The organism is Acidovorax sp. LjRoot129, assembly GCF_964253765.1.
In the GTDB taxonomy this organism is placed as follows: domain Bacteria; phylum Pseudomonadota; class Gammaproteobacteria; order Burkholderiales; family Burkholderiaceae_C; genus Acidovorax.
The window spans coordinates 121660-134175 of record NZ_CAXUSE020000001.1 but is presented as its reverse complement, the minus strand read 5'-3'; the positions used below and the strand labels follow the sequence as shown (position 1 = coordinate 134175).

General features: G+C 67.5%; 11 protein-coding genes. 9 read left to right on the top strand and 2 right to left on the bottom strand.

All coding sequences use genetic code 11. The features are described 5' to 3' along the window. Nucleotides 1-159 precede the first annotated feature (159 nt). Entirely contained in the window at nucleotides 160-1557 is a 1398-nt protein-coding gene (locus tag ACSQ3Q_RS00645) for a hypothetical protein (protein ID WP_436132511.1), read from the bottom strand. Nucleotides 1558-1702: 145 nt separating this feature from the next. Here ACSQ3Q_RS00645 and ACSQ3Q_RS00640 point away from each other — a divergent pair, with 145 nt between their 5' ends. Both ACSQ3Q_RS00640 and ACSQ3Q_RS00635 read left to right on the top strand, forming a co-directional pair. Continuing rightward, nucleotides 1703-2653, top strand: coding sequence for a LysR family transcriptional regulator (locus ACSQ3Q_RS00640; RefSeq protein WP_436132510.1), 951 nt, complete (start codon nucleotides 1703-1705; stop codon nucleotides 2651-2653). 58 nt (nucleotides 2654-2711) lie between these two features. Then, nucleotides 2712-4019: an alpha/beta hydrolase family protein gene (locus ACSQ3Q_RS00635; protein WP_436132509.1), complete on the top strand. Its 1308-nt coding sequence runs from the start codon at nucleotides 2712-2714 to the stop codon at nucleotides 4017-4019. A gap of 117 nt (nucleotides 4020-4136) precedes the next feature. On the opposite strand, the gene ggt is transcribed toward ACSQ3Q_RS00635, so the two are convergent. Then, nucleotides 4137-6014: a gamma-glutamyltransferase gene (ggt, locus tag ACSQ3Q_RS00630; protein WP_436132508.1), complete on the bottom strand. Its 1878-nt coding sequence runs from the start codon at nucleotides 6012-6014 to the stop codon at nucleotides 4137-4139. 173 nt (nucleotides 6015-6187) lie between these two features. On the opposite strand from ggt, the gene ACSQ3Q_RS00625 reads away from it, so the two are divergent. The 7 genes from ACSQ3Q_RS00625 (at nucleotide 6188) to ACSQ3Q_RS00595 (ending at nucleotide 12494) form a co-directional block, all read left to right on the top strand. Then, nucleotides 6188-6649, top strand: coding sequence for an Lrp/AsnC family transcriptional regulator (locus ACSQ3Q_RS00625; protein WP_436136908.1), 462 nt, complete (start codon nucleotides 6188-6190; stop codon nucleotides 6647-6649). A 115-nt stretch (nucleotides 6650-6764) separates the two neighbouring features. Next, on the top strand, nucleotides 6765-7415 hold the full coding sequence (locus ACSQ3Q_RS00620) for a TetR/AcrR family transcriptional regulator (RefSeq protein ID WP_436132507.1): 651 nt from the start codon (nucleotides 6765-6767) through the stop codon (nucleotides 7413-7415). Between the two features lie 12 nt (nucleotides 7416-7427). Further along, nucleotides 7428-7760 carry a hypothetical protein gene (locus ACSQ3Q_RS00615; RefSeq protein ID WP_436132506.1) on the top strand — a complete coding sequence of 111 codons (333 nt, stop codon included), beginning with the start codon at nucleotides 7428-7430 and terminating at the stop codon, nucleotides 7758-7760. Between the two features lie 198 nt (nucleotides 7761-7958). Continuing rightward, entirely contained in the window at nucleotides 7959-8951 is a 993-nt protein-coding gene (locus tag ACSQ3Q_RS00610; RefSeq protein ID WP_436132505.1) for a tripartite tricarboxylate transporter substrate binding protein, read from the top strand. A gap of 197 nt (nucleotides 8952-9148) precedes the next feature. After that, nucleotides 9149-10312 (top strand): Gfo/Idh/MocA family protein, encoded by a 1164-nt coding sequence (locus ACSQ3Q_RS00605; protein ID WP_436132504.1) that lies wholly within the window; start codon nucleotides 9149-9151, stop codon nucleotides 10310-10312. Nucleotides 10313-10398: 86 nt separating this feature from the next. Beyond that, nucleotides 10399-11610, top strand: a complete 1212-nt coding sequence (locus ACSQ3Q_RS00600) for a dihydrodipicolinate synthase family protein (protein ID WP_436132503.1) — start codon at nucleotides 10399-10401, stop codon at nucleotides 11608-11610. Between the two features lie 5 nt (nucleotides 11611-11615). After that, a complete protein-coding gene (locus ACSQ3Q_RS00595) occupies nucleotides 11616-12494 on the top strand; it encodes a sugar phosphate isomerase/epimerase family protein (protein WP_436132502.1) in 879 nt (292 codons plus the stop codon). The last annotated feature ends 22 nt before the right edge of the window (nucleotides 12495-12516 follow it).

Below are 12516 nucleotides of genomic sequence, written 5' to 3'. Positions count from 1 at the left end.
GGGCCGGTCGTACGGCGCGGTGTGCACAGCGGTTTTTGAGTGAAATAGGCCGCCAGCGCTTATCCTATAAGCGCAAGTAGCTATTATTTTCATAGCACACTAAACAAAGGCTCTGCTGCAAGGCAGAGCCTTTGTGCTTTGTAGCGTCTCTCAGTGGCCTCAGGGCCGTTCGCGCTCGTACACCCGGCTGGCCAGGGGTGCAGGCACATAGGCCGGCAGGAAGGCACAGCCCTTGCCGAATGCAGCTTCGTTGGCGGGGCACTGCTGGGCGATGCCTTCCGGCGTGGGCTTGGCGCCCTCGTCCACCCAGCGCAGCAGCGCGGTCATCAGCGTGGGGTAGGTTGGGTCGCTCAGGTAGCTGTGGCCGTTGTGGCGCGTGAAGGTCTGCACCAGCCGCGCACCGCTGCCACCCTGCTCCATCGTGGCCTTGAACTGCGCATCCAGCTCGACGAACGCGGTGGGGTCATCGACGCCTTTCACAGTGAGCACCGGCACGGGGATGCGGCCGGTGGGGTCGGTGTCTTCGGCGAAGCGCGCGACGGCCTTCGGGTCGGCCCGGTAGCGCAGCACACCCGCGTTGAGCGCAGCGTCGTCCGCAGACCCCTTGTAGACCACGCCCCGGTTGCCGAACGGGCTCGCGCCGCCGGTGCGGTGGTGCACCACGTCGCGCATGTGGAAGGTGGCCCAGTTCATGTGGCCCTGGATCGAGCTGGCCGGGATGCGGATCACCTCCACGATGGTCTGTACCTTGCGCTGCTGCTCTGGCGTGCGCTCTGCCGCGGGCTTGTTCAGCCCCAGGCATTCGTTGAGCCGCGCCTGCAGGTCGCCCTGCGTCATCGCCGCATCGTGCGGCAGGCCGGTGTTGAGCGGGTAGGCCACCTCCGTCGGCCGGGGATGGTTGCCGCACAGGTACTGGTAGACCACGCGCAGGTCGGTGCGAAAGTCGTACGACCGGGTGCCGCCGGCCAGCACGCCGCTGGTGAGCAGCACGGCGTCGTACGGCCGCTTGCCGTCGGCCGTGCGCTGGAACATCTCGGCGCCCTTGGCGGCCACGCCGGCGCCCCACGACTGGCCATGCAGGATGGTGCGCTGCGGCTGGGCCACATGCTGCACAAAGATCTGGCGCAGGCGCTCGGTGTCTTCAGCCGCGGCACGCACTTCCACGCCGCCCTGGCGGAACGTGCTGCCCGCCCAGGCATAGCCCGCGCGGACCATGATGGACCAGCGCTCCAGATCCTCCACCGCACGCTCGGCCTTGGGCGCGCCAAGGGTCGGGCCGCCATGCGCATGCATCACCAGCACCTTGTTCCACTGTTGGGGAATGGCGATGAGGTAGTAGGCACCGGCGGAGTCCTGGCCCGCGAGGCAGCGCGCGACGGCAGCCAGCTCTTTGGGGCAGGCTGTGGCCGTGGGCGCCGCCTCGCGCGTTGCCAATGCCGGTGCGGTACGCGCGGCCGACGGGGGTGTTGGCTGCACCGGGGCACAAGCAGCGCCCAGGCTGGCCAGCGCGGCGAGGCCCAGGCGCGTCATCAGGGGATACGGCTGCGTTGCAGTCATGCGGTGTGTCTCCGTTGGAATGGTCATGGAATCGGCTGTCGCAGCGCATCGTAGGAACGCACGTTCCATACGTCAAATATGCTGATTTGCGGCATGCCATACGATTTGCATATGAACTGCTCCACCACGCCCTGCCGTCACTGACATGTACATCCGCCAACTGCGCTACTTTCTGGCCGTCGCCGAAGCGGGCCACATGACACGAGCGGCCGAACAACTGGGCATGGCCCAGCCACCGCTGAGCCAGCAGATCAAGGCGCTGGAGAGAGCGGTGGGCCTGGTCCTCTTCAAACGCCATGCCAAGGGTGTGGCGCTCACCGAGGCCGGGCGTGTGCTGCAGGCCGACGCCATGCGCCTGGTGCACGACTTCGATGCGCTGCAAAGCCGCATGCAGCTGCTGGCCGAGGGCAAAACGGGGCGCCTGTCCATTGCCTTCACCAGCTCGGCAGCCGCCCACGAGTTCACGCCGTTTGCCCTGCGCGAGTGCCGCGCACGGCACCCCGACCTGGTGCTGGAGATCGGCGAGAACAACGCTGCCGAGATTACCGAGGCCGTGGCCGACGGCCGCCTGCACTGCGGCCTGCTGCGTGTGCCCGTGGCGCAGCCTGCGGGCCTGGCGTTCGACACCCTGCAGCATGAGCCCGCCATGGTGGCGCTGCCCATCGACCATCCGCTCGCGCTGCGCCAGCGCCGCGGCAAGCCGCTGCCCATCCAGGTGGCCGACCTGCACGGCGAGGCCATGATCCTGGTGCGCCGCCCCGGCGCGCCCGGCCTGTACGCCAACCTGCTGGCCCTGTGCGCCGAACACGGCGTGCAGCCCCGCGTGGTGGCCGAAGTGGCGCGCATGCTGACCAACCTGAACCTGGTGGCTGCAGGCACCGGCATTTCGGTCGTGCCGTCGTCGATGCTGGGCGTGCACCGGCATGCGATTGCGTACCGGCCCCTGGTGGACCACGGCCGGCTCGAAGTGCCGCTGACGCTGGTCTACCGCAGCGACGACAACGTGGGGCCTACGGCGACATTTACCGCGCTGCTCAAGACACTGGCGGGCGCGCTGCCGGCGGCGGCACCACGCCGGACAACGCCGCGCCGGTAGTGCCGGGGCGCACAGTGCCGTTGCTATAGTCGTTCGATAATTCGACAGGAGGACAACGATGGCAGGACAGGGCTGGCGGCTGAGGGCCGCCATGGTCGCTACAGCAGCCTTGTGGGCTGGCGCGGGCGCGGTGCACGCACAACCCACGGCGTGGCCGGACTACATGGCCCGACTGTCCGCTGGCGTGTCGGAAAGCCCCATCGACGCCGCACTGCCGGCCGATGTGGCGGTGGTCGCGCCCGACAGCACCGTGCCGCCCGGCATCGCACGCTGGAGCGGCGTGTGGCAGGGCTGGGCCTGTATCTCCCAGGTGTGCGATGTGAAGCTGGCCGTCGAGAAACTATCGCCCACGGGCGCCACCCTGGCCTACGCAGCGGCCAGCAGCGGGCAACCGGTCTTCACCGAACGCACGGACGCCCGCTTTGTCGACGAGGAGCTCGTCGCGCAGCTCAAGACCGGCACGAAGCTGGTGCTGCGCCTGCGGGCTGACGGCGACATGGAGATGTCGCTGTGGCGCCCGAATGCGCAGCTGCTGTCTGCGGGTGTGTTGACGCAGAAGGCGCAGGCCCGGCCGTACCGCCGCAGCACCGAGCGCGTGCCCACGTCCTGGGCGGAGGGCGGCAAGGCCCAGACGCTGGAGATGGTGGTGTACCGGCCCGTGTCGACGCCCGGGCCCTGGCCCACGCTGGTCTTCAACCACGGCTCCACCGGCGAGGGCAACCAGCCCGCGTGGTTCAAGTTCACATCCACCAGCCCGGACGTCGGCCGCTATTTCGCCGAGCGCGGCTGGCAGGTGGTGTTTCCGCAGCGGCGCGGACGCGGCCAGTCCGACGGGCTGTACGACGAGGGTTTCGAAGCCGACCGCTCGCGCTATTCGTGCCTGCCCGAGCGGTCCCTGCCCGGCGTGGACCGTGCCATCGCAGACCTCGACGCCACCATGGCCTACCTGCGCCTGCGCCCGGATGTCGACACCACCCGCCTGCTCATCGGCGGCGTGTCGCGCGGGGGCATCCTGTCGGTGGCGTACGCAGGCAGCCAGCCGCAGATGTTTGCGGGCGTGATCAACTTCGTGGGCGGCTGGGTGGGCGACCTGTGCCCTGCGGCAGACCAGATCAACCCGGTGGCGTTCCGCCGGGGCGCTGCCTTTCGCAAGCCGACGCTGTGGCTCTATGGGGACAAGGACCCGTACTACTCGCTGCAGCACAGCCGGCAGAGTTTCGCGGCCTTTGAAGCAGCCGGCGGCACGGGCCAATTCATCGCACTGCCCGCGCCCGCGGGCGGCAACGGGCACTTCATCCACACCGAAAGAACTTTGTGGGAGAGCGCAGTCACGGACTATCTGCAGCGGGTCGTTCCGCCGCGCTGAGCGCGTGCTGGTGGGCCGATGCCTGCCCACCGCACACCATCGCAACCCAAAGCTCCGGTCGCAAAAATAGGCCGCCACGCTCCATCAGAGCGCAGCGGCCTTTTGCATATCAACCGCTCAGTTGTTGCCCTGCGCCGTGCCCTCGCGCCGTGGGTCTGCACCACCGGCAAAGGTGCCTGCGCCCGGGTTGCGTGCGAACAGGCCAGGGGTGCCGTTGCCACGCACACCGTTGTAGACCGCGCCGTGCAGGCCACTCGTGAAGGTGTCGGTCTGTGCCACCGTGTGGCCGCGGGCCTTCAGGCCGTCGCGGATCGTCGCGGTGTCGATGACCGAGCCCTTTTCGATGGACGTGGTGGCGTTGGTCTGCGCGCCGAAGTTGGGCAGGTTGATGGCCTGTTGCACGTTCAGCCCCCAGTCCGTCATGCCCAGGATGGACTTGGCGGTGTACTGGATGATGGCGCTGCCGCCGGGCGAGCCGATGGCGCCTTCCAGGTCGCCGGTGGTGGCGTTGAAGACGATGGTGGGCGCCATGGAGCTGCGCGGGCGCTTGCCGGGCTGCACGCTGTTGGCAATGGGCAAGCCTGCAGCGTCGGTGGCGGTGAACGAGAAGTCGGTCAGCTGGTTGTTGAGCAAGAAGCCCCGCACCATCTGCAGGCTGCCGAAGCCGTTCTCGATGGTGGTCGTCATGGACACCGCATTGCCCGCGTTGTCGATGATGGACAGGTGGGTGGTGGACGGCAGCGCGGCCGAGTTGTCGAGGCCCTTGGCGCCGCTCACGCCGGGAGGCGTGCCGGCGGTAGGGGTGCCGATGCTCTTGGTCAGGCTGATGAGCTTGGCGCGGTCCTTGAGGTAGTCGGCGTTGATGAGGCCGGCCTGCGGTACGTTGACGAAATCAGGGTCGGCCACGTACACGGCGCGGTCGGCATACGCCAGGCGGTAGGCCTCGGACACCACGTGCACCGAGTCCAGCGTGTTGGGCTTCATGGCCGCCAGATCGAATCCTTGCAGCAGGCCCAGCGTCTGCAGCACGGCGATGCCGCCCGAGCTCGGCGCGGGCATGCCGCAGACGCGGTACTGGGTGCGGTACACGCCGCAGACGGGCTCGCGCACCTTGTGGGTGTAGCTGTTCAGGTCGTCCAGCGAGAGCTTGCCGGGGTTGGTGGGGTGGCCCGTGACCTTGGCCACGACGTCCTTGGCGATGTCGCCCTTGTAGAACGCATCGGCACCGCCGGCCGCAATGGCGCGCAGCGTGGCGGCGAGCTCGGGGTTTTTGAGCAGCATGCCAGCAGCCTTGGCCGTGCCGTCGCTGTTGAGGAAGTAGCTGGCGCCGGGCTCGCCCTGCGCCTTGATGCGCGCGGCCGAGCCGGCGATGGACACGCTCATGCGCGGGGAGATGGCGAAGCCGTTTTCACTGAGCTGGATGGCGGGCTCGAACAGGTCCTTCCAGGGCAGCTTGCCGTGCACCTTGTGCGCGGCTTCGAGCATGCGCAGCACGCCGGGCGTACCCACCGAGAGGCCACCGTCCACCGCCGCCAGAAAGGCCAATGGCTTGCCATCCGCACCGACGAAGAGATTGGGCGTGGCCGCCTTGGGCGCGGTTTCGCGGCCGTCATAGGCCAAGAGCTTGTTGGCGCCCTTGTCGAAGTGCAGCATGAACGCGCCGCCGCCGATGCCCGACGACTGGGGCTCCACCAGGTTCAGCACCATCTGTACGGCAATGGCGGCATCCAGCGCCGTGCCGCCCTTGGCCAGGATGTCGACCCCGGCCTTGGTGGCCAGCGGGTTGGCCGTCGCCACCATGTCCTTGTTGGCGTAGCTGATGGCCTTGGGCGTGTAGCCCGAAGGCGGCTCGGGCGGCACGTACTGCTCGACGGGCTCCGGCGTGGCGACGGGCGTGGCGGGGCCGTCATTGCCGCCGCAGGCGGCCAGCACGGCCAGGGCGGCAATGCTCAAGCCCCAGAGGGCGGGTTGGCGTCGAAAAGCAGAAGCCGTCATGGATGAAGTCCTTGGGTTGGGTGAAGGATAAAAACGGGCGCCCCGCGCTGCGGCAGGGGCGTGGTCAGCGCGCCATCCAGTATGAAACGACCTGAGGAAAATCATTTTGCTTTTATGACCGCTTCAGCGCCAAATAGGAGAAACGATTTTTCATATTCGCCGTGAAACAGAAACTGGATTCCACCGACCGCCAGCTCCTGGCCTTGCTGCAACAAAACGCCGAGACGCCGCTGGCGGAACTGGCCGAGGCGGTGCATCTGTCCAACACGCCGTGCTGGCGGCGCATTCAGTGGCTGCGCGAGAAGGGCTACATCACCCGGCATGTCGCGCTGGTAGACCCGCGCAAGGTCAACGTGGGGGTTACGGTGTTCGTCGCGGTCAAGACCAGCCAGCACCACCAGCAGTGGTTCGACACCTTGCGCGACGCGGTGATGGCCATCCCCGAGATCGTCGAGTTCTATCGCATGAGCGGCGACGTGGACTACCTGCTGCGCGTGGTGGTGCCCGACATCCGCGCGTACGACTCGGTCTACAAGCGCCTGACCCAGGCGGTGACGCTGTCCGACGTGAGCTCCAGCTTCGCGATGGAAGAGATCAAGTTCACCACCGCCCTGCCCCTGGACTACGCCGACTGATGCAGGGGCCCCGCACGCGCACGGCACAATCGCGACCGCCGCAGCCCTGCCCCCTCCAGCAACCCAGCTTCCGAGCAAGGCTGGATTTTGTTAACCAGATAGTGAACTATTCGGCATGACCAAAGAACCCGAAAGCCCTGTGAAGGAACGCCAGCGCGATGCCGACCGCTCGCAGGGCGTGATCTTCAGCGCCGCGCGCGACGAGTTTGCCGAGCACGGCCTGGGCGGCGCCCGCATGGACCGCATCGCCGAGCGCGCGGGCCTGAACAAGCGGCTGATCTACTACTACTTCGAAGACAAGGAAAAGCTCTTTCAGGCGGTGCTGGAGCAGGCCTACCTGCACATCCGCGAGGAGGAGCGCAAGCTCAACCTGCTGGAGCTGGCGCCCGCCACCGCCATCCGCCGGCTGGTGGAGTTCACCTGGACGTACTACCTGGAGAACCCGCAGTTCCTCACCCTGCTCAACAGCGCCAACCTGCACAAGGCGCGCCACCTGCAGGAGTCGCAGCGCGCCCGCGAGATGAACTCGCCGCTGATCGCCACCCTGGCCGAGGTGCTGGAGCGCGGCCGCAGCGAGGGCAGTTTTCGCGGCGGGGTGGACCCGCTGCAGCTGTATGTGTCGATCGCCGGGCTGTCGTACTTCTATTTGTCCAACAACCACACCCTGTCGGCCATCTTCGGCCGCGACCTCATGGCGCCCAAGGCGTGCAACGAGCGGCTGTCGCACATGTGCGATGTGATCCTCGGGTACGTGCTGAGGGCCTAACGGGCCCGCACCATGCAAATCGCGACCGTCCTGATCTTCCTCGTTGCACCCGCCGCCATGGCGGCCTTTCTCCTGTGGCGTGCCTACCAAATGGGCACCGGGAAGCGTGTCGAACTCACGCGCCAGTGGATCGTGCGCCCGCCCGAAGGGATCGAAGGCTGCGCGCGCCTGTTTGCATGGCGCGACCTGCTTTTTGCCGCAAGCCTGTTGCTTGCCCTCTGCCTGCTGCTCTGCCTTCCACACTACGCGGCCGCGTGGATCCCGCTCATGGCACTCGGCGGCTTGGTGCACCAGGGCTTCACTGGGTACGCACTCGCCAGGCTGCGCAGGAAGCCGCCTCGCTGACCTGCAGCCGCAGCGCGCTCCCTTTGAGTGCGGAGCAACGCTGCGCAGGCGTCGTCTTTCTCACCCGGTCCACGGGTAAACCCCTAGCTCTGTTGAATGCGTCTGCGTTGACGCAGGCGCAGCAATGCCTAAAAATCAGCTTTATTCACCATTCAGTGAATTAAAGAGCAAGCCCAGCCTGCCAACGGAGACAAATCCATGCCCATCACCCGCACCACCCGCCGCGCTGCGGCCACCGCCCTGGCGGCGGTCGCGTTCACCTCTTTGTCATTGAGCGCCCTGGCGCAAGGTAGCTACCCCACCAAGCCGGTGCGCGTGATCGTGCCGTTTGCGGCGGGCAGCACCACCGACATCATTGCGCGCGCCATTGCCGACAAGATGGGCCAGAGCATGGGACAGACGCTGGTGGTGGACAACCGCGGCGGTGCCAGCGGCACCATCGGGCAGCAGGCGGTGGCCACGGCCGCGCCGGACGGCTACACGGTGATGATCCATTCGTCGTCGCACACGGTGAGCCCCTCGACCTTTGCCAAGCTGCCGTTCGACACCACAGGCGACTTCGCGGGCGTGACGCCGATCTCGTCGCTGCCCAATGCGCTGGTGATCTCGCCCGCCAAAGGCATCAAGACGCTGCAGGACCTGGTGGCCGCGGCCAAGGCCAAGCCGGGCACCATCAACTTCGCCTCGGCCGGCCAGGGCAGCGCCACGCATTTGAACGCCGAAAAATTCAAGCTGGCCGCCAAGATCGACGCGCAAAACATTCCCTTCAAAGGCTCCGCCGAGGCCGTGACCGAGGTACTGTCGGGCCGCGTGGACTACTACTTCTCTCCCATTGCACCCGTCATCGGCCAGATCAAGGACGGCCAGTTGCTGGCGCTGGCCGTGGGCTCGCCCAAGCGCGCGGCCGCCTTGCCCGATGTGCCCACCACGGCCGAGGCCGGCGTGCCCGGTTCGGAGTTCAACTTCTGGATCGGAATGATGGTGCCGGCCAAGACGCCGCGCGACATCGTGAACCGCCTGCACGACGAGGTGGTGAAGGCGCTGGCCACGCCCGAGGTGAAAGAGCGCTTCCTCAAGCTCGGTGCCGACGCCTGGACGCTCAAGCCCGAGCAGTTCGATGCCTACATCAAGGACGAGATCAAGAGCAACGCCACGCTGGTGAAGGCCGCAGGCTTGCAGCCCGCGCAGTAGCGCGGCCGGCCAGGGCAGGCGCCCTGGCTTCGACAAGCCCGGCCCGAACGGTGGCGGGCACGCAGCGCGCGGTGAGTACGGCGACACAGCGACCCCGTCAGCAGCAGCGCCATTCATTGGCATGGCGTGCGGGCCGCGCTTTGCCCATTTTTTCTTCTCTATTCGCAACCTTTGAACTGAACGAAAGCACCACCGCCATGGCAACCCAACGACTCGGACTCATCATGCACGGCGTCACCGGCCGCATGGGCATGAACCAGCATTTGATCCGCTCCATCTGCGCCATCCGCGCGCAGGGCGGCGTGGTGCTCTCCAATGGCAACCGCGTGATGCCCGACCCCATCCTCATCGGCCGCAACGCCGAGAAGATGGAAGCACTGGCTAAAGCCCACGGCATCGCGCGCTGGGGCACCGACCTCGATGCCGCCCTGGCCAACCCCGAGGACACGGTGTTCTTCGACGCCGGCACCACGCAGATGCGCCCCACCCTGCTCGCCAAGGCCATCCGCGCGGGCAAGCATGTGTACTGCGAAAAACCCATCGCCACCAACCTGAACGAGGCGGTGGAGATTGCGCGCCTGGCCTCGGGCTCGGGCCTCAAGCACGGCGCGGTGCAGGACAAGCTCTTTTTGCCCGGCCTGCGCAAGCTCGACATGCTGCGCCGCGCGGGCTTCTTCGGCCGCATGCTGAGCGTGCGCCTGGAGTTCGGCTACTGGGTGTTCGAAGGCGACCTGCAGCCCATCCAGCGGCCGAGCTGGAACTACCGCACCGAGGACGGCGGCGGCATGATCCTGGACATGATGTGCCACTGGCGCTACGTGCTGGACAACCTGTTCGGCGAGGTGAAGTCGGTGTCTTGCATCGGCGCCACGCACATCCCCACCCGCTGGGACGAAGCCGGCCAGCCGTACCAGGCCACCGCCGACGACGCGGCCTACGCCACCTGCGAGCTCACCGGCCACAACGGCGAGCCAGTGATCGCGCAGCTGAACATGAGCTGGGCCACGCGCGTGCGGCGCGACGACCTGGTCACCTTCCACGTGGACGGCACCGATGGCTCGGCCGTCGCGGGCCTGTCGAGCTGCCGCGCGCAGAGCCGCGTGGCCACGCCGCGCCCGGTGTGGAACCCTGACGAGAAGCAGACCATGAACTTCTTCGACCAGTGGCAGGAGATTCCGGACTCCCAGGTGTACGACAACGGCTTCAAGATCCAGTGGGAGCACTTCATCCGCCACGTGGTGGAAGACGCGCCGTACCGCTGGACCCTGCCCGAAGGCGCCAAGGGCGTGCAGCTGGTCGAAGCCGCGCTGGAAAGCTGGAAGGAACGCCGCTGGGTGGACGTGGCGCCGCTGGCGGCATAAAGCCCGTTTACTACTATTTTGATAGCTAATAGTGCTTACAGGTTAAGCGCTAGAGGCCATTTTCATTCAAATATTGCGAGCAGACCATGGCCCTCAGCCTCCCCTTGCCCACGGCCGATGGCCGCATCAGCCCCTACACCCTGCAAGGCCGCCCGCCGGTCGTGCCGCAGCAGGGCGCGGCGTTCAACCGCATTGCCTACTCGGCCGCCCACGTGGTGGCCAACCCGCTGGCGGCCATCGACCCGTGGCTGCAGTGCGCGGTGGACTGGGACGCGACGATTGCCTACCGCCAGCGCCTGTGGTCGCTGGGCCTGGGGGTGGCCGAGGCCATGGACACCGCGCAGCGCGGCATGGGGCTGGACTGGCCGACGTCGCTGGAGCTGATCCGCCGCTCGCTCGACGCGGCGCGCGACTTCGGGCCGGGCGCGCTCGTGGCCTCGGGCTGCGGCACGGACCACCTGGTGCTCGACGACGTGAAGTCGGTGGACGACGTGATCCGCGGCTATGAGGAGCAGATGGAGGCCATCGAAAAGCTCGGCGGCAAGCTCATCGTGATGGCCAGCCGGGCGCTGGCGCGCGTGGCGCAGAGCCCCGCCGACTACGAGCGTGTGTACGACCGCATCCTCTCGCAGGCACAGCAGCCCGTGGTGCTGCACTGGCTGGGCGACATGTTCGACCCGGCGCTCGCAGGCTACTGGGGCTCTCGCAACGTGGATGCGGCCATGGACACCGCCCTGGCCGTGATCGCCGCGCACCCGGACAAGGTCGACGGCATCAAGATCTCGCTGCTCGACAAGGACAAGGAAGTCGCTATGCGCCGCCGCCTGCCCACCACGGGCGGCACCGACGGCCAGGGCGTGCGCATGTACACGGGCGACGATTTCAACTACGCGGAGCTCATCGCCGGTGATGGCACGGGCAGCACGCCACGCCAGGGCCAGAGCGACGCGCTGCTGGGCATCTTCGACGCCATCGCGCCCGCAGCCAGCGCTGCGTTGGCCGCACTGGCGGCCGGCGATACCGAGCGCTTTCACGCCATCCTGGGGCCCACGGTGCCGCTGTCGCGCCACATCTTTGCGGCACCTACGCGGTTCTACAAAACCGGTGTGGTCTTCATGGCCTGGCTCAACGGGCACCAGAGCCACTTCACCATGGTGGGCGGGCAGCAGAGCACACGTTCGCTGGTGCACTTTGCCGAGCTGTTCCGCCTGGCCGACCAAGCCAACCTGCTGGAGCAGCCTGAGCTGGCCGTGCAGCGCATGGGCCATCTGCTGGCATTGCACGGCGTGAGCGCGTGACCACCATGCGCGACTTCTCCCAAGACCACCGCTGGCTCTCCATCAACACCGCCACCGTGCGCAAGCAGCAGGGTGCGGAGGTGCCGCTGGCGCGCATCATCGACCAGTGCGCCGAGCGCGGCATCCGCGCCATCAGCCCCTGGCGCGACCAGGTGGCGGCTGCGGGGCTTGACGCCACCGCGCGCCAGTTGCGCGCCCATGGCATGGCGCTGTCGGGCTACTGCCGTGGCGGCTTTTTCCCGGCGGCCGATGCGGCCGGTCTGCGCGCTGCGCTGGACGACAACCGCCGCGCCATCGACGAAGCCAAGACCCTCAACGCCGCCTGCCTGGTGCTGGTGGTGGGCGCCCTGCCCGGCGCGCTCGACGGCACACCGCACTACACCGACCTCGCCCGCGCACGCAGCGAGGTGTTCGACGGCATCGCCGCATCGCTGGAGTACGCGCGCCAAGTGGGCATGCCGCTGGCCATCGAGCCGCTGCACCCCATGCAGGCGGCCGACCGCGCCTGCATCAACACGCTGGAGCACGCGCTGGACATCTGCGATGCGCTGGCCCCCCAGCACAGCGGCAGCCTGGGCGTGGCCCTGGACGTGTACCACGTGTGGTGGGACCCCAAGCTGCAGCAGCAGATTGCACGCGCCGGCAAGGAGCGCCTGCTGGCCTTCCACGTCTGCGACTGGCGCCTGCCCACACGCGACTTGCTCAGCGACCGGGGGATGATGGGCGACGGCGTGATCGAGCTGAAAAAAATCCGCCAATGGGTCGAGGCCGCAGGCTTTGCGGGCTACGCCGAGGTGGAAATCTTTTCAGCGCTGGACTGGTGGCAGCGCACGGGCGAAGAGACCCTGGACACCTGCATTGCGCGGCACCGCAGCGTGGTGTGAACTCGCCACAGGTCCACGGCGG